Consider the following 23,091-nt stretch of genomic DNA (forward strand, 5'->3'; position numbering starts at 1 on the left):
AATGGAACCAAATCCAATTTCCGATAAGAGGTGTCCGTCATGCCATTTCAACATGTACTAGTCGCATACGACGGTTCGGCCCAAGCGCAGTCCGCGCTGGACCGGGCCGCGGATCTCGTCCGTTCGACGCCGGGTGCGCGTCTGTCGATCGCCCATGTATACCAAATTCCTAATTTCGTCGTCGGCGAAGCGGTTGTCGTAGCTCCCGTGCGTATGGAGCTGGAGGAGATGTCGGAGTCCGAGCATATTCTGGAAGAGGCTAGAGCCCGTGCATCAGGGGTCCCGGTTGCGGCTTCGGCGCTCCTTCAGGGAGATCCGGCCCAGGCTCTGCTGGAATATGCCGACGAACAGGGAGCGGACCTTATCGTGATCGGCAGCAGAGGCCTCGGGACGCTGAAAGAGCTGTTTCTCGGCAGCGTGAGCCACTATGTCGTACAGCATGCGAAAATACCGGTTCTCGTCATCAAAGCGCCGCGCGAGTAGGCATGTGACCGGCCTCCCCAAAAATAGTTTGCGCCTACGGGACATTTGTACAGTCCGCCATAGCCAATGTCTCATATGGTAGATCGTGTGGTTGGAACCTCTTAGTGAAGCGATGGCGCAGCGGGTCGGTTCCTTGGAGGATCGCAAATCACCGCATAATGGAATTAGGGAGGACTGCACATGGGATTCGGAGTAGGCGGCGTTGGTTGCGGCGTAGGCGGAGTCGGAGGAGTCGGAGGTCTGTTCACTTCTACGGGCATCATTCTGGTGTTGTTCATCTTGCTGGTAATTATTCTCCGCGGCACCGGCATCTGCTAATCAGTACCACGGGCTGAAAACCGGGTGGTCAACCGCCCGGTTTTTTCGTTTTTTTTGCCGAGAGGTTTGTCGAATTTGTTGCGGTTGATCCGAAAAACGTCGGCATGTGTCTAAAAATAGGTATAAAGGAGGATGTAAAGCGAAGTGCCCCTCCATTATTCTTATAATAAGGAATCGACAAAAAAGACGCCAAAACTTCGAGAACTTCACGATACTGGCAAACCCGGCGAAAGCCGGCGACGCAAAGCTAAAGGGGCTAAAGTCTTAGGTCGCTCTCGACCGAGCCACGCCAGCCAGCTGCCGAACGAAACGAATTGAAGTTTTTTTGTTTTGGATATAAGGATCGGAGGCTTACCGAAGCATCGCAACGGAGGGACTAATAACGAAGGCAAAGGAGTTGGAACTGATGGAAGGTGGGCTCAAGTGCGCGGAACACGGTTTTTATATGAAGCTGTGCGACGATTTTTTCGGCATGTACTACTCCTCGGAAGGGCCGAAGCTGTTTTTCAACCGCGATAAATACCGGTTGACCGATTCGAGATGGGACGTGGAGCTCGTCATCGGGCGCAAAAACAATTTGTTTATTTTTTACTGGCAGGGCGAAGTGAAAATATCGTTCCGCTTCAGCAAAAACCAGGACTCGATCATTCAGCTGTACCGGCTCTTGCAGGAGCATGTCTCCTCCAAGCGAACCTATTGATACATAGCAAAAAAAGTCCCGTATTCCGCTCTTATGGGGATACCGGGGCTTTTTTCTGCATTTTATGGTGGAACAAATAAAGAGATGACTTATTCAGTCATCTCTCGTCGGCGCGGCCGACAAATGAAAAAAGATATCTTCACCTTTGGCGTCGAGCGTCAAGTTCCGGTTGTCCAAAAACCACAGATCCGCTTCCTCCATGTAAAACGTAAGCTTGCCGGCAACGGTCTCGATCCCGATATGGATCGGCTTGCCGCTCATAATGCCGAGCGCGTAAGGATCTTCTCCGCCGCCGGCGTATCGGACGTACACCCGGACGTATTCCCCTTCGCGAAAACCCCATTCCTTCGTAAAGCAGTGTACGGCCGCATCGGTTACGATCAGATTCATCTGGACATTCCCCATTTCGCGAGTTGCCGATTTTGGTTCAATACCTTGCATTTGGCGGGATTGCTTCGTGCACCGTTAACTTATTATGGGAATAGTTCGGCTCGTTTGTCAATGTATAGCTCCGGATGAACGCTTTACCTATTGTGGCCGACTTGCCTTTGTATTAATACCAAATTGTACCGTTAAGGACAAATAAGTATCAACTATTGCCAATTTATACCATTTATTACAAATTAATATCAACTATTACCAATTTGTACCGTAGATGCCACTCCCGCAAACGGGCTCTTGCCGGACGAACTCTATACGGATACAAGTACAGCCGTGTGGAGGGAGCACCTTTATGAGGAAAACATGGATTACGGTCGGCTTGGCCGGTTTGGCCGGCCTTTCGTTTATGGTCAATGTCGCCTTCGCAACCGGGGTGGCCAAGGTCGAGCTCGACGCCGTTCCGTTCCGGTGGATGGTCGGAGGGAAGACGTTCAGCTCCGAGACGCCTTATAACGACGGCGAAACGAATTTGCCGTCGAGTCTGAATTACAAGGGTACGACTTACGTGCCGATACGGCTCGCCGCCCAATCGCTCGGCTACCGGGTGGAGTGGAACGATAAAACGAAGACGGCGGTCGTTTCCGCGGAAAACGAAGACGATCCGATGGCCGACCAGCCGGACTCGAACGGCAATTATCCGAATTACAAGTTTGTCCCGGCGCAAGCGGATGCACCCGCCTGGGAACGCAAAGCGGACACCATCTTAACGCTCGGCATGACGTATATGGGAACGCCGTACGATTTCGGAGCGCCTTTGGGCCAAACCGAGTCGTTCGACTGCTCTTCGTTTCTGAATTACATATTCGGGGAGAAAGGCATCAAGCTGCCTAGAAATTCTCGCCAGCAAAGCGAGGTCGGAACCGAAATCGGCCTGGACCAAATCCGCAAAGGCGATTTGCTGTTCTTCACGACGCCGAAGCGGAAGGATAAAACCGGGACGGAGCGGATCGGGCACGTATCCGTCTATTTGGGCGACAACAAGATGCTGCATACGTATCGGACGGGCATCGGCGTCGTCGTATCCGAGCTGGACGAACGCTGGAAGGGAAGACTGATTAAAGGGAAGCGGGTTATCCAGTAAAACGGTCGTCTGCGCGACGATATTTTGCGGATTTCCCCGTATGCAACCGTAAAGGAGCAGGCCCATGAAAAAATTCATGGGCCTGTGTCTGTATGATAAGGCGCATCCACTACAGTGTAGTGGTCGCCCATCCTCGAAATAGGTGGGCCGCTCCGGCCGAGGCCGTAAAACCGGATTTCGGGTGAAAACGTATACTAAGGTAAATGGATGGATCGACAAGGAGGAAGCCGTTATGGAACAAGATCGGAAACGGCGGAACGCGGCGCTCGGCAAAAAGCTGCTTCGGCTGCACGCATGGAACGGTTGGCTCGTATTGGTGCTGGCGATTACCGGGATCGTTCTGTTCATTCCGGCGCTCCGCGGGGAATTCAGCATCGTCCGGGTTACCTTGAAGCAAGCTCATATTATTCTCGGGATTATTTCGGCGGTCGTGGTGCTGCTGTACGTCCCCACCATGAGCAAGCATCTGAAGCAGCTTCGGGGAAAGCCGCGCCAGCAGTGGAATTTGGCGATCGTGCTGGCACTCTTGGCCGGCTGGATCGTGTCCGGATTTGTGCTATGGCAGTTCCGTTCGCTTCCTCCGGTCCTGACGAACGCCGCGCTGTGGGTTCACGATCTGCTTACATGGGTCGGCGTGCCTTACGCCGTCTTTCATGCGGTTACGCGCAGCCGCTGGCTGCGGGTGAAACGCCCCGATGCAAGAGCGGGGAAGCGGCCGAACATCGACGCGTCAGAAGGCGCGCTGCCGGCGGTTCCGGTGCGGATGCGGATCGGGAAAGTAAGCGGCTGGCTACGAGATACGGCATACACCCGGCGCGCGTTCCTGACATGGTCGTTCGCCGGTGTCCTGCTGCTGCTGGTGGGTCCGAAGTTCGCGCGCTGGCTTTTCTCCGGCACGGGCATGGGGAAGGTGTCGCTGGAATCGGCCGCCGCCGACGTCAACCGGATGCTGCCGGCCCCGACTCCGCTTGCGGATTCGCTGAAGCCGATCGGCGGAGGGGGCAAGGGCGAATTCCGTATTTATACGGTTGTCGATATGCCCGAATTCGCATCGGATACGTGGAAGTTTTGGATAAGCGGCTTGGTCGACAAGCGGCTGGAGTGGAGCTGGGAGCAGTTTCTGCAAATTCCGCGCAAGGTGCAGGTCAGCAATTTTCACTGCGTCACCGGGTGGTCCGTGTACAGCACCACGTGGGAAGGGATTCCTCTGAAGCAGCTGCTGGCGATGGCGGGAGTCCAGCACAATGCGAAGTATGTGAAGTTTTATTCGGGAGACGGCGTCTACACGGACAGTCTGACGATGGAGCAGGCGAACCTAGACGACGTGATGGTCGCGGTCCTGATGGACGGGAAGCCGATCGTCCGCGATTTGGGCGGTCCGGTCCGCCTGCTCGTGCCGAAGATGTATGCCTACAAATCGGTAAAGTGGCTGCGCAACATCGAGCTGATCGAGCAGGAGCACATCGGATTTTGGGGGCGCAACGGATACGACCAGCATGCTTGGGTACCCGGACAGAAGCCGAAAAATGTATCGATCTAGATAAAGTGACCGGGACGTCCGCGAGGGCGTCTTTTTGTTTGAATTTTTTTGGGGGGATGGCAGGTTGCCGGGCGATTTGCGAGAGAATTAGCGGTCTAATCCTTATCAATCAAGGAGTTTAAAACAAGCTGTCTGAGCAGAGGAAGGTATCTTTTCACTTGGAACGGCGTGCTTACGCTTCGCTATCAGTTAATCGACAGTCTCTCTACTATTTTCTATTCTACAGGGAAAGGGATTTTTGCCCAAAATAAAATGGTGCAATCTACTCCTATATGGTGTTCGGCAAGTTGCGATGTGCGAGTCAGACGCCTAGGGCACGTTCAAACTGCCGTCCGGGTTTGAACAATTCCCGTTTTCATGCTATTCTCTAACTGGATTTCTTTCAAGTTACTTTCGGGGAGATGAGGAAACATGAGCGGACGGATACCGTCTCCTTTTTACATTCAAGATTCAAGCGAAAAAACGCTGCTGGGCGATATTTTATTCCCATTCGCTTATGACGAGCTGCTCTGTCAAAAGATCGGGGAAGGCGCATCCCCGTTCGTGCACATATGGAGGCACGAGAAAGCGGTCGTGCTCGGGTTGCGGGACCGCAGACTGCCTAACGTCGAGCACGCGCTCGAATGGCTGCGTCTGCACGGCTATCAGGTCGGTGTGCGCAACTCGGGCGGAGCGGCGGTGTCGCTCGATCCGGGCATCGTCAACGTATCGATCGTGATGCCGAATCCGACGGGCAGACTGGAGTTCAAGGAAGACTTCGAGCTGATGTATGCGCTCATCCGCGAAAGCTTCGCCAAGCTGGGGCTCGGTGCGGACAAAGGAGAAGTAAAGGGCTCTTACTGCCCGGGTGAGTACGACGTCAGCGTGAACGGCCGTAAGCTGTGCGGCATTTCGCAGCGGCGCCAGACGAAGGCGTTTATCGTTAATGCGTTCATCGCCGTCGAAGGGCATGCCCACCGCCGCGGAGAGCTGATCCGCTCCTTCTATGAATTGGCGACGGGTGGGGACGAGTCGCAAGATGCGCCGGCCGTTCAGCCGGAAACAATGGCTACGCTGGCGGAGCTGGGCGGCTACGGCGTAACCGTCCGGACGTTTGTCCGGGCGTTGACGGAGACGTTGACGTCGTGGGGCGGAACGGTCGGACGTCACCCGGACAAGCCGTCGATGCAGGAGCTCGAGCGGATGGCGGCGACACTGCGCAACCGGTACGATCGCAAGGATCAGCAGGATTGAACTTAGTCCTAGTTCTGCAGAAGAAGTGTCATTTAGGCGCATGTTTTATGCATGCGTCTGCTTCTGCTGCCTCCGATGCTTCCACGGAACAATGAGTTCCGCTATTGCCCTTCGCAAGGCGGCTTTCAGGCCGTAACGGAACGCAGAGTTCCTCTATTCGCTAAATAACGGCGGAAACGGCTCTTTATTCTATGAATAAAGGAACTCAAACTTCCTTTAAGCCTTGAATTGCCTGCCTAGTTCGGAGATAGCGGAACTGTTTGTTCCGCACGAAAGGTACACTCCCTACTTTACAGGAACAAATGCTTCCCATCCGGATTCAGGATATAGGACCGAACCCGTTTATCCCCCGAGTGGGGGAGCAAAACATTAGCCCGAACGAGCCTCTGCAGCAAGGTCCGCATGTACCTTGTGGTGATTCCGAGCTGTTCGCTCGCTTCGAACGGAGTAATCGCGTTCTGCCGCCGGATCGCAAATTGGATCAGCTCGTGTTCCTTCCGTGTCAATAGGATGCGTTGTTGATCCCCGCCGAACCATGTTCCCATCCATTGCTGTATCATTTGCTGGCAGCGGCGAGGCTTCTCCATTACATCGTCGTACGAGAAACGGATGACCCTCCACCCGTCGATCTGGAGATGGTTCTGCCGCATGAGCTGATCGGCGAATTGCGTGCGGGAGACGTCCCGCAGGTGAGGGCCGTAGCCGTCGATCTCCATGCACACCCGGTAAGGAAAGCGGATGTAAGCGAAGTCCAAGTAACGGGAGCCGTCCTTGAAATCGGACACTTCAAACTCCGGATGCAAATAATCAAAGCTGCCCACGGCCGGCCACCATAAGCGCTGGAGAAAAGTCCGCTCGGCATGACCGTGACCATCGGTCAGCCTGCGAAGCCGTTCACCGCTGCGCAAGCGCGAATGCTTCTGCATAAAACGTTCATGAGCCTGTTCGAAACTCAAGCCGCAACACTCCCTTCCATTGGCGCCGCGACGCAAAAAGCCGCTGCGTCACGAATAGCGACGAGCGGCGTGTGCTTCACGACCGATATTAAGATGATGATTCCATCCTAACGGATATCGAAAATATTGGCAACTGTCCCCTTCAAAAAACACAAATCACTTCGACACTGGAATCGCGTTCAGCATATACTCCTCAAGCGTAACGCCTTTCTCCGCGATCTCCTTCGCGGCCTTCGTCCCTACATACCGAAGGTGCCAAGGCTCGTACTGGTAGCCCGTAACATCCTCTTTGCCCTTCGGGTAACGGATAATGAAGCCGTGCTCGGCGGAATGCTCGGCGAGCCATTTCGCTTCCTTCGTGCCCCCGAAGCAGTCGGAGGCGGCGCATTTGCCGTCGCTGCCCGATACGTCCATCGCAAGCCCTGTTTGGTGCTCGCTGTGGCCGGGGACGGCACTGTATTTGCGGGCGGCTTCTTCGCCGTCCTTCTTGACATAGTTTTCGAACAACGTTTTTTGCGTTGTCTGAGAGCGGTAGCCGGATACGCCGGCCAATGACACGCCGTCCTTCTTCGCTGCGGCGACCAGCTTCTCGAGCGCGCCGGCGGCTTCCTTGCGCATTAGCCGCTTTTCGTTTTTTTCTTGGAAAATAAACGGGATGTTCGGCTCGACGAGATCGTCCGGTTTGTAGTTGTCGGGCAGCTTGTAGGTTTTGTTGACCAGCACGGCGATGTCGGCAGGCTTGGCTACAACCTGCACCGTTTTGCCGCCGTTCGGCGGGTTCTTCGCGTCGGGTGCCGTCGTTCCGTCTTTCGGCTTGTCGGCGCTGCCGGATGACGGCGGCGTTCCTGTCGAGGGTGTTCCGGCAGCAGAGCCGGCATCGCCCGTCTTCGGCGGGGGCGTCTGACCGGGAGTTCCGCTTCCCCCGCCTGTATTCGCGGAGGTGCCGGAAGACGCACCGGTTTCCCCTGCCGGTTTCGTATCCGCCGGAGCCGCTTGTTTATCCGCGCATGCGGAAAGTCCGACCAAGCAGCCGGCAAGCAGCAAGGCGGCTGTCGTTCGATTGAAATATCGTTTCATGGCTGTCGTAATCCTCCCCATTGTCTTTGAAGCTGTATCGTATGTATTGACGTTCCGGAGCGGCGAGAAGTTACACCGTGCCGAAGCTATCCAACAATTCCCGCCTGTACCTTATCGGTCATCCGAAGAAAATCTTTAAGCTTGTCGGAAGCTCCTTTTGCCAAAATCCCCATGTATGCTTGCCATCCTTCTCCTCATAAAATAAATCCGTTTCCCGGGCTTCCAGCAGCTCGCGGGTGCGGCGGTTTTCCTCAAGGAAATCGAAAGTGCCGCGAGACGTCTCCACGGCCGTTTCCTGCAAGCCGATCAGCATGTACAGCTGAAGCCAAGATAAATCGCTCTCCGCCGCGATGCGGTCGCGGGTGCTTGCGAAGAAGGCGCCGGACAAGGATAAAACCCGGTTGAACAGCTGCGGATATTCGAGAGCGATGTGAAGCGATACCGTCCCCCCCAGCGAGTCGCCGGCGATGACTCTGGCGGAACGTTCGCGTTTGGCGGGATAGCGGGCTTCGACATACGGTATGAGCTCCTCTGCGAAGAAACGGCAATAAGCGCCAAAACGCGACCCGTCGGGGGAATACTCCTCATTGCGCAGCTTCTTGTCCACATCCACTCCGACGATGAACGCCGGCTCCAGTCCTTCGTCCAAAATGAGCTTGGTCATATGAGTGGCCGTCCGGCCGAAATTGAAAAAATCTTCCCCGTCCTGACAATACAATACCGGATAAGTCAGAAGTTCGTTATAGCCCGGAGGAAGGTAAATTTTCACATTGCGGGTTTCCGACAGCAAGACGGAAGCGACTTCCTCTTTCATAATCGTTCGTTTCGTATAGCGGGTGTCGTCCATGTCGCGGTTTCCTTTCGGGATTGAATTTGCCTCGTTTCGTGTAAAATAATTATAACAGCGATGGCCGGGAAAAAGAAAAGACGGTAAATCGATTCGTTTCGGGAATACTGCATGCGTACCGGAAAAGCGGCCTTTCCTTGCAAACCGGACGACTTCGTCCGATGCTTGTCCGCTTTCGGCTGCAACGAAAAAGTTTGCAGGTTGGTGTAGATTTTTGTTGATCTGTACTATATAATGATTATGCTCTGTTACATATGCTGCCGGCTGTCAAATAAGGCATACTCAGGCAGAAGAGCATTTGTTGTTATGAAACAGAGTGGCTCATATACTATAACAGTTATCTATTCTGTATAACACGATAGGCAAATCTATTCAGAGGTGAAAAGCGATGAGCAAGCCATTGTCCGAAGTTCGGATCGACGAAATCAAGCCGTTGTCGGTTCTGTCTCCGAGCGGCGAAGTCGTCGATTCGGCAGCTTTGCCGAATTTGTCCGACGATCAATTAAAGGAACTGATGCGCCGCATGGTGTTCACCCGCACATGGGATCAGCGCGCCGTGTCGCTCAGCCGTCAGGGACGGTTAGGATTTTTCGCGCCGGTATCCGGCCAGGAAGCTTCCATGATCGGGAGCGAATATGCACTCGACAAAGAGGACTGGGTATGCCCGGGTTACCGCGACATGCCGCAGCTCGTATGGCACGGGCTGCCGTTGTATCAGGCGTTCCTGTATTCCCGCGGTCATCAGCATGGCGGGCAAATTCCGGAAGGCGTCAATGTGCTGCTCCCGCAAATCATCATCGGGGCGCAAATCGTACAAGCTCCGGGCGTAGCCATGGGCTTGAAGCGCCGGGGCAAACAGAACATCGCGATCGCCTATACGGGCGACGGCGGCAGCTCCCAAGGGGATTTCTACGAAGGGATGAACTTCGCCGGAGCGTTCAAGCTGCCATGCGTATTTTTCGTGCAAAATAACGGCTATGCGATCTCTACGCCTCGCGCGAAGCAGACGATGGCCTCAACAATCGCCCAAAAAGCGGTCGCAGCCGGAATTCGCGGCGTACAAATCGACGGCATGGACGTGCTCGCGGTGTACAAAGCCGTATCCGAAGCCCGCGCTCACGCGCTTGAAGGCGTTCCGACCTTGATCGAAGCGATCACTTACCGGTTCGGCCCGCACTCGATGTCCGGGGACGATCCGTCCAAATATAGAACGAAAGAAGAGTCCGGCGATTGGGAGCTTCGCGATCCGCTTGTCCGCTTCCGCAACTATTTGACCGGCAAAGGCTTGTGGAGCGAAGAGGAAGAGAACAAAGTGATCGAAGAAGCGAAGGAGCATGTGAACGAGCAGATCAAGAAAGCCGAAGAAACGGTCAAAATGACCGTTCCGGGCTTGATCGATACGATGTTCGAGACGACTCCGGCGCATTTGGAAGAGCAAAAAGCTTGGTTTTCGGGCAAGGGGGGCAAGTAAGTCATGGCACAACTGACGATGGTTCAAGCGATTAACGAAGCGATGAAGCTGGAGCTTCAGCGCGACCCGAACGTCATGATTTTCGGGGAGGACGTCGGTCATGTCGGCGGCGTGTTCCGCGCTACCGAAGGGCTGCAGAAGGAATTTGGGGAAGATCGCGTGTTCGACACCCCGCTTGCCGAATCCGGCATCGGCGGTTTGGCCGTAGGTCTTTCCGTTCAAGGGTTCCGTCCGATTATGGAAGTGCAGTTTATCGGCTTCCTATTTGAAGTGATGGACTCGATCGTGGCTCAAGCCGCTCGTCTGCGCTGGCGTTCCGGCGGCCGTTACAACGCGCCTATGGTTATCCGTACGCCTTACGGCGGCGGCGTGAAAGCGGCCGAGCTTCACACGGACAGCCTGGAAGGCATGCTCGTGCAAACTCCGGGCATCAAGGTCGTCATTCCGTCCAACCCGTACGATGCGAAAGGCTTGCTCATTTCCGCGATCCGCGACAACGACCCGGTCTTTTTCATGGAGCATTTGAAGCTGTACCGCGCATTCCGCGCCGAAGTTCCGGAAGGCGACTACACGGTGCCGATCGGCAAAGCGAACGTCGTCCGCGAAGGGAAGGACGTTACGATCCTGACCTATGGCGCGATGGTTCACACCTCGCTGAAGGCGGCGGAAGAAATCGAGAAGGCGCAAGGCGTGTCCGTCGAAGTCATCGACCTGCGTACGCTTATGCCGCTCGATATCGATACGATCGTCGAATCGATCAAGAAAACGAACCGCGCAATCGTCGTACAGGAAGCCCAGAAGACGGCGGGCATCGCGGCGGAAGTTATCGCCCAAGTCAACGAGAAGGCGATCCTGCACCTGGAAGCGCCGGTTCTCCGTGTTGCGGCGCCGGATACGGTGTACGCTTTCGGACAAATCGAAGACGAATGGCTGCCTACGCCGGCCCGCATCATCGAAGGGATCAATCAAGTCCTGAATTTCTAATGATCCGCTTGGCGGCATGCAATAACGGAACTCGGTTCCGTTATTTGCCTGCCGGGGAACGTTTCCGCGCGAATAAAGGAACTACGTTCCGTTATCAGCGCGTTGGCGGCTCCAATAGGCATAAATTTTCAACGAATAACGGAATAAAATTCCGTTAACTTATGGAACGATATAAAAATTCCTTTCTTAGCGGAACCTGGTTCCGTTATCGTTCGTATCATTGCCCGGAGGCAGCGGGCTATACGTACCGGCTGCTTGCATAGGGCGATCCGACAGGAGGCAGTATTATGGCGATCTGGCAGTTCAGACTTCCGGAGCTCGGCGAAGGTCTTCACGAAGGCGAAATCGTGAAATGGCACGTCAAGCCGGGAGATGAAATAAAAGAAGATCAAATCATTATGGACGTGCAAAACGACAAGGCGGTCGTGGAAGTCCCTTCCCCGGTAACCGGCAAAATCGTCGAGCTGAAAGTTAAAGAAGGCACGGTTTCCCACGTAGGTGACCCGCTAGCGGTTATCGACGTAGTCGGCGAAATTCCGCCGGAGTCGATTCACCATGGCGGCGGCGACGCTCCTGCGGCCGAGGCGCCTGCACCTGCAGCGGCTCCGGCGCCAAGTGCACCGCAAGCGGCACCTGCAGCAGCAGCGCCGGCGGCGCAACCGGCAGCAGCAGCACCGGCACCTGCGGCAGCAGCCGGCGGCCAAGTGCTGGCGACGCCGAGCGTGCGCAAGTTCGCCCGCGAGAAAGGCGTCGACATCGCGTCGGTTCGAGGCACGGGCCGCAACGGCCAAGTGACCAAAGACGACGTGCTCGCCTTCGCGGCGGGCGGCGGCCAAGCGGTGGCGCCTGCACAAGCCGAGCAGGCGGAAGCGGCTCAAGGAACGCCAGCCGCAGCAGCACCGGCGGCGGTTGTGACTGCAGCCGGCGAACGCGTCGAAGAGCGTGTGCCTTTGAAAGGAATGCGCAAAGCGATCGCGAACGCAATGGTCAAGTCCGTTTACACGGCACCTCATGTTACGATCATGGACGAAGTGGACGTCACCGCTCTCGTCGAGCTTCGTCAGAAGGCGAAGCCGCTCGCGGAGAAGAAGGGCGTCAAGCTGACTTATTTGCCTTTCATCGTCAAGGCGCTTGTAGCGGCCGTGAAGCAATATCCGGCGCTTAACGCTTCGATCGACGACGAGAAGAGCGAAATCGTCTATAAAAAATATTACAACATCGGCATCGCTACCGACACCGACAACGGACTTCTCGTACCGGTCGTGTTCGATGCGGACCGCAAAAACGTATGGCAGGTTGCGAACGAAATCCGCGAATTGGCGGCTCGCGGCCGCGACGGCAAGCTGCAATCGGGCGAGCTGAAAGGAAGCACGATCTCGATCACGAATATCGGCTCGGCAGGCGGCATGTTCTTTACGCCGGTCATCAATTATCCGGAAGTAGCCATTCTCGGCACCGGACGCATCTCGCAAAAACCGGTCGTCCGCGACGGCCAAATCGTCATCGGCAACGTCATGGCGCTCTCGCTCAGCTTCGACCACCGTCTGATCGACGGAGCAACGGCGCAAAATGCAATGAACTACATCAAATCGCTGCTGGAAGATCCGCAGCTTATGGTTATGGAGGTATAAACGCATGGTAGTCGGAACGCTTACTGTAGATGTCGACGTCCTGGTTATAGGTTCCGGCCCGGGCGGGTACGTTGCCGCAATCCGCGCGGCTCAGCTCGGCAAGTCCGTCGTCTGCGTGGACAAAGCCGAAATCGGCGGCGTATGCCTGAACCGCGGCTGCATTCCGTCGAAGGCGCTCATTTCCGCAGCACATCGCTATGAAACGGCGCTGGAAAGCTCCGAGTTCGGCATTAACGTCGGCGACGTGAAGGTCGACTGGGCCAAAGTGCAAGAATGGAAAAACGGCATCGTCAAAAAACAAAGCGGCGGCGTAGCTTCGCTGCTGAAGGGCAACAAAATTCAATTCGCGACCGGCGAAGCGTTCTTCGTCAACGAATCGGTCGTCAGTGTCGCCACCGAAAGCGACTCGACCCAATACCGGTTCAACCACTGCATCATCGCGACGGGCTCCCGTCCGGTCGAGCTGAAAGCTTTTCCGTTCGGCAAACGGATCCTGTCCTCGACGGAAGCGCTCAGCCTGAACGAAATTCCGAAGAGCCTCGTCGTAATCGGCGGCGGTTATATCGGCATCGAGCTCGGCCAAACGTTCGCCAAGTTCGGCACGAAGGTAACGATACTGGAAGGCTCCGACTCGATTTTGCCGGGCTTCGAGAAAGAGCTGTCCCGCTATGTGGGCCGCAGCTTGAAGAAGTCGAACGTGGATGTCGTGACCGAAGCGCTTGCCAAAGAGTCGAAGCAAACCGACTCCGACGTGACGGTTACTTACACCGTCGGCGGCGAAGAGAAGCAAGTAACGGCTGATTACGTCCTCGTGACCGTAGGCCGCAGGCCGAATACCGACGAGCTCGGGCTGCAGGCGATCGGCGTGAAAATGACCGACCGCGGCTTGATCGAGGTCGACCATCAAGGCCGTACGAGCGTACCAGCCATTTTCGCCATCGGCGACGTTGTGCCGGGTCTTTCTCTCGCCCATAAAGCTTCCTATGAAGCGAAAGTGGCGGCGGAAGCGATCGCCGGCAAGCCGAGCGCGGTCGATTACAAAGCGATTCCGGCCGTCGTATTCTCCGAACCGGAAATCGCAAGCGTCGGCTTGAGCGAGACCGAAGCGAAAGAGAAAGGCGTCAACGTCTTCTCCGGTCGGTTCAGCTACGGGGCGAACGGACGCGCTCAATCGATCGGCGCGAGCGAAGGATTCGTCAAGCTGATCGGCGATAAAGATACGGGTCATCTAATCGGCGCGCAAATCGTCGGCGCGGAGGCGTCCAACCTGATCGGGGAGCTCGGGCTCGCTATCGAGATGGGAGCGACCGTGGAAGATATCTCCCTTACGATTCATGCTCATCCGACGCTCGGCGAGATCGTCATGGATGCATCGGAAGGCGCTTTGGGCCATCCGATCCATATGATCGTGAAATAAGCAAAGACTTGCTTTACGCAGCACACCCTGCTCCTTACCGGGAGCGGGGTGTTTCTTTTTGGCGGAGGGTGCATTAAAGTAAGGAGAGGACGAGCCCGCCGAAGTTTGTGAGTATTTTGTGAGAGCGGGATGTTAAGCTTTGATTAAACGGTCCCGGCTGCAAATTTTGGGGTCGATTAAGAGGGTCGACAGACAATGAAAACAAGCTTCAGCCAAATAGTCAAGCTTGCCTTGCTTCCGCTCATTTCTCTCCTCGTTCTCGGCGGTTTCTATTCCTACACGATCCCCAAGCAGAACATGCCTGTGGCGATCCGGGGCGTTATGGACGTGTCGGACTGGAATTTCCGGGAGGACGGCTTCGTCAGCTTGAACGGGGAATGGGAATTTTATGAAGGAATGCTGCTTACGCCCGCCGACTTTCAAGGCCGTACTCCCGAATATACCCGCTATATGAATGTACCTGGAATATGGCGGGGCCACTCGCCGGAGAACGGCAATGGCATGGATAGCAGAGGGTTCGGCACGTATCGGCTCCTATTGAAGCTCGGACAAGGCTCGGGCGAATATGGCATAAAGTCCGGCAACATCCGGATGGCTCACCGGCTGTATATCGACGGCAAGCCGGCCGGCCAAAGCGGCGATCCGGCCGCCCGCGAGAGCGAGCATACGCCCGGCAATACGCCTTACAGCAAGTTTTTCCAGACCGACCGCGAGGAAATCGAGATCGTGCTGCAGGTCGCCAATTATGCATTTCCGAACGGGGGCATCGTGCAAAGTATCCAGTTCGGCTTGCAGGAGCAAGTATTGCGGCTCGGCATGATCACATCCGGAATCGATTTGGCCGACGTCTTTATGCTGCTGTTGTTCAGCGTCTATCATTTGAGCATATATGGCATGCGGATGAAGGAAAAGGAGTATTTGTACAGCGGCATCTACTTGGCTGCGCTAATGTGCACGCTTCTGCTCAGCGGCGAGAAGCTGTTCATGCAGCTGTTCCCGGCCGTTCCATTCGAGGCGGCTTACAAAATGCAGGACTTGACCGGGTTCGCGAGCGTTGTCGTGCTGGCCGCTTTTCTCCACCGTCTTGATCGGCGCATTATCGGAAGATGGCAGTTGGGGGCGTTCATCCTTCCATTGATCGTGCTGCTGCTAGGCATCGTAGTGCTGCCCTATTCGGTGTATACGGTTGCGGAGCCTTGGTTTTGGATGTATAGCTTTGCCGCATTCCTGCTGATTGCCTTCCGCATCGCCTACCTTGGCTTCAACAAAGAAAACGGCAGATTGGAGCGCCGGGAACTCGCTTTGCTCTTCGGGGCTATGGTATCCCTCCTGATCATGCTGAGCGACGGCCTGCTGTACGCGGCCAACGTGACGACAAGCGAGATTGTCGGCAAGCTGAGCATTCTCGCGTTCATTTCGTTCATGAACCTGATGTTGGCGCTGCGGTTCGCCCGTGCCTACGATCGCATGGAAAGCTTGTCCCGGCAGCTGCTGCTGAGGGACCAGCAGAAAGACGAATTTCTCGCCAACACTTCGCATGAGCTGAAAACACCGCTGCACGGCATTCTTAATATTTCCGCACATCTGCTGGACGGCAAGGAAGGGGAGCTGAACGCGAAGCAGCACCGCAATCTTTCCTTGATCAAGGATACTTCGATCAAGCTGTCTTCGCTCGTTCACGACTTGCTGGACGTCGTTCAGATGAAGCATGGCGAAATCCGCCTTCGGTCGTCGACCGTCGACATGCAGGTCGTTACCCAATTCGTATTTGATGTGCTCGAATTCGAGGTGGAGGGCAAAGACGTGCGTCTGTCGAACCGGGTGGGGGCGAGCGCCCTCGCGCTGGCCGACGAGAACCGCGTCCGGCAGGTGATGTACAATCTCGTCCATAACGCGATCAAGCATACGGAGAGGGGTTCGATCGAGGTAGCCTCGGGAATCGCGGACGGTTTCGTGTTCATCTCGGTAGAAGATACCGGAACCGGAATCTCGAAGGAGCGGCACGAGGACATATTCAGTTATTTCGAGCGGAACGAACCGGCCTCGCGCGACGGATATACCGGCATGGGGCTCGGTCTGTATATAAGCCGCCAGCTCGTCGAGCGGATGGGCGGGCATATTCGGGTAGCTTGGTCCGAGCCTGGGCGCGGAACCCGGATCGTCTTTGCTTTGCCGGTGTCGCAGGTGGCGGAGGCGCCGGGCGCCCGGACGACGCAGCATGACGATGCGGTATTTGTCGAGCCAGTGGCCAAAGCGGCTCTGGATCATTTGGACCGGCACGAGCATACGGTTCTGATCGTGGACGACGAGTCCTCGAACATTCGCCTGCTTCTGAATGCGCTTGGCGGCGAGTATAACGTCGTAGTCGCCTTCTCGGCGAAGGAGGCGCTTCGCAAGCTTAGCGAGCATCCGTCCATCGATCTGCTCGTGCTGGACGTCATGATGCCGGAGCTGTCCGGACTCGATCTGTGCCGGAAATTGCGCGAGACCCGCTCGGTTATCGAACTGCCGATTCTGCTCGCGACCGCCAAGAGCACGCCCGAAGATATCGAGCTCGGCTTCAAGGCGGGCGCGAACGATTACGTAACCAAGCCGTTCATCGCCGGAACGCTGCTTGCCCGAATCCGGATGCAGCTTGCGATGAAGACGGCGGCGAACCGTGCGCTTCAGAACGAGCTCGCTTTCCTGCATGCCCAGATCAAGCCGCATTTCCTGTATAACGCGATCAGCAGCATCGTCTCCTTCTGTTATACGGACGGGCGGAAGGCGGCGCATTTGCTGTCGATGCTGGCCAGCTATTTGCGCTATGTGTTCGAGCTTGACCGCTCCGACATGTTCGTGCCGCTAAGCCGCGAGCTGGCGTTGATCCGCGCTTATGTGGAAATCGAGAAAGCCCGGTTCGGCGACCGGTTCGATTTCCGCCTTACGCTGGAGCCGGGAGTGGAGGAGACATTCATTCCGTCCCTCAGCATCCAGCCTTTCGTTGAAAACGCGATACGCCACGGGCTGTTCGAGAAGGAAGGGCACGGCAGCGTATCCTTGACCGTTACGGACGGCGAGGGGTATATCCGGATTATCGTCGAGGACGACGGGGTGGGGATGGCCGACGATCTCGTGTACAGGTTCGCCCAAGGCGAGATGAGGGAGGGCGGAATCGGGATGATGAACATACGCAGGCGGCTTATGACGCTCCCCGGCGCGAGCATCTCGGTCGATTCGGCTCTGGAGCAAGGAACGAAAGTGACGGTATATTTGCCCAAACGGACAGAAGAAACGCCGTGGGCGGGATAACGCCGGAAGAGAGGAGAAGATGCCGGAATGCTGCGGACGATCATTGTCGAAGACGAACAGCCGATCCTCGAATGGATGAAGCTGATTGCGGAGGAGAGCGGTTTTTTCGAAATCGTCGGAACGTTTACGAGCCCGAAGGAAGCGTTGGAGCGTTATGCTTCTCTTGCGCCCGATGCGGCGTTTCTCGATATCGAGATGCCGAAGATGAGCGGGCTGGAGCTGGCGGAGCATATCGCTTCGCGGGATGAACGGGTTCAGATCGTGTTCACGACTGCCTATAAGCAATACGCTCTGGATGCATTCCGCGTCCAGGCGGTCGATTATTTGCTGAAGCCCGTAACGCCGGAAGCGGTGCAGAAGGTTGCGCACAGATTGATGAAGACGCATGATTTGCTGAAACGGCGGCCTCCTTCGGCGGTGCCTTCGACGCGAATCCGCTGCATGGGCACGTTCGACGTCAAGGGGGCGGACGGGGAAACCGTAAGCTGGCCGACCCGTAAGACGGAGGAGCTGTTCGCCTATTTTCTCGTCTACCCGAATCAATGGATCAGCAAATGGGTGCTCGCCGATTTATTGTGGCCGGATATGGAAGAAAGCCGTGCGCTCCACAACGTGCATAATACGATGTACCGGCTCAAGAAAGTGTTGAAGGAAAGCGGCTTCGAGCTTGAGCTGAAAACGACGAACGAAGGCTATTCGCTCCAAATGCCGCATGGAGCGGCCTGCGACGTCGGACAATTCCGGCAGTTCATGCGCGGCGTGTCCGCGGCCGATTCCGCAAATGCGGAGCAGTGCGAGACGCTGCTGCACGACTACGAAAGCCCGTTGTTCGGCGGGAAGGACTACTTGTGGAGTCTCGGAGCGGCTGAGGAGCTTGGCGGTTTGTTCGCGGCGCTGACGCGGATGCTCGTCGTCCATTACCGGGGCAGCGGGGACAAAACCGGGGTCGAGCGCTGTATTCGCAAATATTTGTCGATCGAACCGCTTGACGAGGAGATGAACGCAGCTTTGCTGCAGCTTTATGTGGAAGCGGGAGACGCGGGGGCATTTCGCAAGCAGTACGGCTTATACAAGCAGCGGCTGCTGGACGAGATCGGGGTCGAGCCTCCGAAGCTCGCAAGAGAGCTGGCCGACAAGGTAGGAGTGGAATAGGTTCAGGGGGCGGGAGACGATACCGTTCTCTTTTTTTTTAATTCTTGAGCGTATTACCAAATTTCGCGGACCACTTTTTCCGAGCATGATGCATTACATGCAAGAGTACATGTTGTTCGCGACAAATCGCCCGGTTTTGCCGGTCTAGATGCAAAAGCTTATGCATTTGACGAGAAACTTTGCGAAAATACGGGTGTCGAGATCATCAGTCGCTTTCGTCCTCCGGTGGTGCTGTATTTGCGATAGGGGAGTCTTGTGAGAATTTTGTGAGAATGGAAAAGTATAATCCGGTGTGAGGAACAATTTGCATTTTGTTCAACACGAGGAGGAGAGAAACTTGTATCAGATTAAGAAAAGAAGCGCGGTGCTCCTGATGGCGATTCTGCTTGCCTTCTTGCAGGCGCTCGGCGGGGTTGGCGTCAGCGCGACCCCGGCACCAGGCCCGGGTCCAACCTTGTTAGCCCCGAGAGATATCGCGTTTGACGCGGCCGGCAATATGTACGTAGCCGATACGGGCCATAACCGGATTGTCAAGTTCGACACATCCGGAAATGTCGTGCTTGAGATTCCGATAGCGAGCCCGATGGCCGTGTTCGTTGACGGAAATGGGGAAATCTATGCGGCAACAACATCGGTAATAAGTGCAGCCATTAATCATTATTCCTCCGGCGGGACCCTTCATGCAACTTATCCGTTGTCTGTTACAGCAGCAGGTCCTATTACGGGTGTATCTGTAGATGATCTGGCGGTTACGACTCAAGGAGAAATATATTATTATTACAGTGTAACTTCGTTTGTACCGCAAGATATTTGTATTCCTGTTCCTGTAGGTCCACCGATTTGTATGCCGGGGGGAGGGGGTCTTCCAGCAAGTTCCTACTATTACGGAAAAGTCGGAACTACTCCCACCACGATGAGCAGCATCAATTCGAACCTTGGGCTTGCCGCCGACAACGCAGGGTACATATGGCGATCGATCAACACGCCGACACCCGGGGTCGTAAGCGAGGGCGGCCCTATGCCTACAATGATCACTTCCGGTCTGACTAATCCGGGAAAAATCGCCGTTGACAGCACCAACAAGCTGCTTTATGTTGTCGACGGTATGGCGGGCATCAAGAAGTTCGATTTGAACAACCTGAGTGCTGGTTCGCAGGAAACGATTACGTCCGTCGGAGGTTCGGCGGTTATGAACCCGATCAGCATCGCGGTCGATCCGAACGGATGGCTGTACACTTTGGATATTTTGTTCGGCATTAAATCAAACAAGCCGCTAGGACCAAGCGCGCCTACGGGGCTCACTGCAACTGCCGGCGATGCGAAAGTGTCGCTGACCTGGACGGCTCCGAGCGGAGCCGAAGAATACGAAGTATTCGTATACGAGGGAACTGCGGCGCCTGCCGATGCGGCCAACTGGCGGAGTGCTGCCGTCAGCGTGACAAGCAGCGTCTATACGGTCAGCGGATTAACGAACGGAACGACCTATGCTTTTGCCGTCAAAGCGAAAAATGCTAGCGGTACGAGCGGTTTCTCCAACGTGGTAACGGCTGCGCCGGCGCAATCCGTACCTCCGGCTCCGACGAACGTGAGTGCGACGGCTAATGAAGATCAAGTGACGGTAACGTTCACTGCGGGCCCTGTGGGTACTCTGGACAGCCCCTATGAACAATTTGAAGTGAAAGCGTGGACGAACGGAAATGTCGAGAAGTCGGTAAACGGCGCATCGAGCCCGATTACGGTAACGGGTCTAACATACGGATCGACTTACACGTTCACGGTAACGGCCAAAAATACGTCGGCGGGTGTTTCCGCTCCATCGGCACCGTCGGCTCCGTTAACGCTGATACATCCTGCACCTTCCGTGCCGCAGAACGTGAGCGCGACGGCGGGCGACGCTCAGGCGACCGTGAGTTTCGCGCCGCCTGCGAACAACTGGGGCAGCGTGATAGTCGAATATGAAGTGAAAGCATGGACAGGCGGTACAGTCGTGAAGTCCGTATACGGTACGTCGAGCCCGATTACAGTAACCGGATTGACGAACGGAACGGCTTATACATTCACGGTATCGGCCAAAAATGGAAACGGCGTATGGTCCCAAGCATCGGCTCCATCCGCATCGGTAACGCCGATCGCCTCGCAGCAGCCTGTACCTTCCGCTCCGCAGAATGTAAGCGCGACGGCGGGCAACGCTCAGGTGACCGTGACGTTCACGCCTCCTGCGGACAACGGAGGCAGCGCAATAGTGCAGTACGAAGTGAAGGCATGGACAGGCGGTACAGTCGTGAAGTCCGTATACGGAGCTTCTAGCCCGATCACCGTAACCGGATTGACGAACGAAACGGCTTATACGTTCACGGTAACGGCCAAAAATGGAAACGGCGTATGGTCCCAAGCATCGGCTCCATCCGCATCGGTAACGCCGAACGCCTCGCAGCAGCCTGTACCTTCCGCTCCGCAGAATGTAAGCGCGACGGCGGGCAACGCTCAGGTGACCGTGACGTTCATACCTCCTGCGGACAACGGAGGCAGCGCAATAGTGCAGTACGAAGTGAAGGCATGGACAGGCGGTACAGTCGTGAAGTCCGTATACGGTACGTCCAGCCCGATTACAGTAACTGGATTGACGAACGGAACGGCTTATACATTCACGGTAACGGCCAAAAATGGAAACGGCGTATGGTCCCAAGCATCGGCACCGTCTGCACCGGTAACTCCTAGCGCCTCGCAGCAGCCCGTACCTTCCGCACCGCAGAACGTAAGCGCGACGGCGGGTGACGGTCAGGCGACCGTAACGTTTACGCCGCCTGCGAACAACGGAGGCAGCGCGATCACAGAGTATGAAGTGAAAGCATGGACAGGCGGAACAGCAGTGAAGTCCGTAACAGGCACCTCCAGTCCGATTACGGTAACCGGATTGACGAACGGAACGGCCTATACGTTCACGGTAACGGCCAAAAATGCGAATGGCATGACGTCAGCACCATCGGCACCATCCGCGTCGGTAACTCCGAGAGCGGTATCGACGGGCGGTGGAGGGGGCGGGCCTTCCACCGACAATGATCCTCCAGCCTCTCCTGGAGGAACGGGCCCTGTGTCTCCGCAGCCGGAATTGATTACGGTCAATGTAGAGAATAGAGGGACGTCAAACGGCGGAGTTGTTTCGACAGCTGTTATTCGCCGTACGAATGCCGAGGACGGCACGAAGAAAGACCGAGTCGAGCTGACCGCCGATCAGACGGCCAAGATGGTAGAGCAATTGAAGGCTGCCGGCTCCAATTCGGCAACGATTGTAATTCCGGATGCGAAGGATGAAGTATCCGAGCTGAATGTTTCGATTCCGAGAAGCTCTGCGGATCTCTTGTCCAAAGAAAACATCAATTTGGAGCTGTATACGAACAATGCCCGTATTGTCATTCCGCCGCAATCTTTGCAAGGACGCGAGGATGATGTATACTTCCGCCTCGTGCCCGTCAAGGACGAGAACGAACGCAAGGCCGTCGAAGACCGGACCAAAACGGAGCGGGAAGTTCGCGCGGTCATCGGTGACCGCGATATGAACGTGATCGGCAGACCGATGAAGATCGAGACGAATTTGCAAAACAGACCGGTTACGCTCGTTCTGCCGCTCGACAGCTCGTACGCAAGCGATAAACCGCTCGGCGTATTCATCGAACATAGCGACGGAAGCAAGGAATGGGTCGCAGGCGAAATCGTGAAGTACGACGAATCCGGCAAGCTTGGAATACGGATTGCCGTAAGCAAGTTCAGTACATTTACGATCGTGCAATATGAGAAGGATGCAGGTATCGCCTATATTAACGGTTATTTCGATGGAACGTTCGGACCGGAACGGAACGTTACGCGCGCCGAGATGGCCGCTATGCTGAGCCGTGCATTCGGAGCGAAGCCGAGGCAAGCGGGGATCGCATTCTCCGACGTCAATGCAAGCCACTGGGCGAAGGAATCGATCGAAAACGCCGCGAAGGCGGGACTGATGCTGGGGTACCCGGATGCCCGCTTCAAGCCGGATCATACGATTACCCGCGCGGAGATGGCCGCCATCGCAGCCCGTCTGTCGGGTGACAAGCCGAAGGCGACCGGCACAAGCAGCTTTACGGATACGGAAGGCCACTGGGCGAAGACGGCGATAGCCGACGCCAAGAAAGCGGGCATTCTGAACGGCTACGAGGATGGAACGTTCCGTCCGGAAGCTGCGCTTACCCGCGCCGAGGCGGTCGCGATTATCAATAAGCTGCTTGGCATGAAGCCGTTGACCGACTCGCAGCCGAAATGGACCGATGTATCCAAACAGCATTGGGCATATGGCGACATACAGGCAGCATCCGGCAGTAACGGAAAGTGATCTGAGGCTCGAAACAACGGACGCCGCTCCCCGAGAGCGGCGTTGCTTTTTCGTATAAGGGACTCGTCTGGTCCAAAGATCGACAGAAGACGCCGGAGGCAATATT

General features: G+C 55.9%; 17 protein-coding genes and 1 riboswitch. Of the genes, 13 read left to right on the forward strand and 4 right to left on the reverse strand.

The features are described from left to right. Positions 1-39: 39 nt before the first annotated feature. From FE783_RS18015 to FE783_RS18020, 3 genes are all read left to right on the forward strand, one after another. On the forward strand, positions 40-483 hold the full coding sequence (locus FE783_RS18015) for a universal stress protein (RefSeq protein ID WP_138880771.1): 444 nt from the start codon (positions 40-42) through the stop codon (positions 481-483). A 180-nt stretch (positions 484-663) separates the two neighbouring features. Further along, on the forward strand, positions 664-801 hold the full coding sequence (locus tag FE783_RS37990; RefSeq protein WP_202916207.1) for a hypothetical protein: 138 nt from the start codon (positions 664-666) through the stop codon (positions 799-801). A gap of 206 nt (positions 802-1,007) precedes the next feature. Next, a riboswitch (cyclic di-GMP riboswitch) is annotated at positions 1,008-1,106 on the forward strand. Between the two features lie 101 nt (positions 1,107-1,207). Next, entirely contained in the window at positions 1,208-1,501 is a 294-nt protein-coding gene (locus FE783_RS18020) for a hypothetical protein (protein ID WP_138880772.1), read from the forward strand. 93 nt (positions 1,502-1,594) lie between these two features. Here the strand turns inward: FE783_RS18020 and FE783_RS18025 are convergent, their stop codons facing one another. After that, on the reverse strand, positions 1,595-1,891 hold the full coding sequence (locus FE783_RS18025) for a HesB/YadR/YfhF family protein (RefSeq protein WP_138880773.1): 297 nt from the start codon (positions 1,889-1,891) through the stop codon (positions 1,595-1,597). A 343-nt stretch (positions 1,892-2,234) separates the two neighbouring features. On the opposite strand from FE783_RS18025, the gene FE783_RS18030 reads away from it, so the two are divergent. The 3 genes from FE783_RS18030 (at position 2,235) to FE783_RS18040 (ending at position 5,796) form a co-directional block, all read left to right on the forward strand. Continuing rightward, positions 2,235-3,023, forward strand: coding sequence for a C40 family peptidase (locus FE783_RS18030; protein ID WP_158301891.1), 789 nt, complete (start codon positions 2,235-2,237; stop codon positions 3,021-3,023). Between the two features lie 232 nt (positions 3,024-3,255). Continuing rightward, positions 3,256-4,563, forward strand: coding sequence for a molybdopterin-dependent oxidoreductase (locus FE783_RS18035; RefSeq protein ID WP_138880775.1), 1,308 nt, complete (start codon positions 3,256-3,258; stop codon positions 4,561-4,563). A gap of 411 nt (positions 4,564-4,974) precedes the next feature. After that, the gene (locus FE783_RS18040; RefSeq protein WP_138880776.1) at positions 4,975-5,796 is read left to right on the forward strand and encodes a lipoate--protein ligase family protein; all 822 of its coding nucleotides are present in this window, start codon (positions 4,975-4,977) and stop codon (positions 5,794-5,796) included. A 290-nt stretch (positions 5,797-6,086) separates the two neighbouring features. Here FE783_RS18040 and FE783_RS18045 read toward each other — a convergent pair whose 3' ends face one another. The 3 genes from FE783_RS18045 to FE783_RS18055 all read right to left on the reverse strand — a co-directional run bounded on the left by FE783_RS18045 (position 6,087) and on the right by FE783_RS18055 (position 8,676). Then, entirely contained in the window at positions 6,087-6,752 is a 666-nt protein-coding gene (locus FE783_RS18045) for a DNA-binding response regulator (protein WP_138880777.1), read from the reverse strand. A gap of 156 nt (positions 6,753-6,908) precedes the next feature. After that, positions 6,909-7,829, reverse strand: coding sequence for a M15 family metallopeptidase (locus FE783_RS18050; RefSeq protein WP_138880778.1), 921 nt, complete (start codon positions 7,827-7,829; stop codon positions 6,909-6,911). Positions 7,830-7,947: 118 nt separating this feature from the next. Continuing rightward, positions 7,948-8,676 carry an alpha/beta hydrolase gene (locus FE783_RS18055; protein WP_138880779.1) on the reverse strand — a complete coding sequence of 243 codons (729 nt, stop codon included), beginning with the start codon at positions 8,674-8,676 and terminating at the stop codon, positions 7,948-7,950. Between the two features lie 388 nt (positions 8,677-9,064). On the opposite strand from FE783_RS18055, the gene pdhA reads away from it, so the two are divergent. The 7 genes from pdhA (at position 9,065) to FE783_RS18090 (ending at position 22,985) form a co-directional block, all read left to right on the forward strand. Further along, complete coding sequence (pdhA, locus tag FE783_RS18060; RefSeq protein WP_138880780.1) at positions 9,065-10,147, forward strand: pyruvate dehydrogenase (acetyl-transferring) E1 component subunit alpha; 1,083 nt, start codon at positions 9,065-9,067, stop codon at positions 10,145-10,147. 3 nt (positions 10,148-10,150) lie between these two features. Beyond that, a complete protein-coding gene (locus FE783_RS18065) occupies positions 10,151-11,131 on the forward strand; it encodes an alpha-ketoacid dehydrogenase subunit beta (RefSeq protein WP_138880781.1) in 981 nt (326 codons plus the stop codon). A 287-nt stretch (positions 11,132-11,418) separates the two neighbouring features. Further along, on the forward strand, positions 11,419-12,762 hold the full coding sequence (locus tag FE783_RS18070; protein WP_138880782.1) for a dihydrolipoamide acetyltransferase family protein: 1,344 nt from the start codon (positions 11,419-11,421) through the stop codon (positions 12,760-12,762). Positions 12,763-12,766: 4 nt separating this feature from the next. Further along, on the forward strand, positions 12,767-14,179 hold the full coding sequence (lpdA, locus tag FE783_RS18075; RefSeq protein WP_138880783.1) for a dihydrolipoyl dehydrogenase: 1,413 nt from the start codon (positions 12,767-12,769) through the stop codon (positions 14,177-14,179). Positions 14,180-14,374: 195 nt separating this feature from the next. Beyond that, positions 14,375-17,470, forward strand: coding sequence for an ATP-binding protein (locus FE783_RS18080; RefSeq protein ID WP_138880784.1), 3,096 nt, complete (start codon positions 14,375-14,377; stop codon positions 17,468-17,470). Between the two features lie 27 nt (positions 17,471-17,497). After that, a complete protein-coding gene (locus FE783_RS18085) occupies positions 17,498-18,622 on the forward strand; it encodes a response regulator (RefSeq protein WP_138880785.1) in 1,125 nt (374 codons plus the stop codon). A gap of 337 nt (positions 18,623-18,959) precedes the next feature. Next, positions 18,960-22,985 (forward strand): fibronectin type III domain-containing protein, encoded by a 4,026-nt coding sequence (locus FE783_RS18090; RefSeq protein ID WP_138880786.1) that lies wholly within the window; start codon positions 18,960-18,962, stop codon positions 22,983-22,985. Positions 22,986-23,091: the final 106 nt, after the last annotated feature.

This window comes from Paenibacillus mesophilus (assembly GCF_005938385.1).
GTDB classification, from domain to species: Bacteria; Bacillota; Bacilli; order Paenibacillales; family NBRC-103111; genus Paenibacillus_AB; species Paenibacillus_AB mesophilus.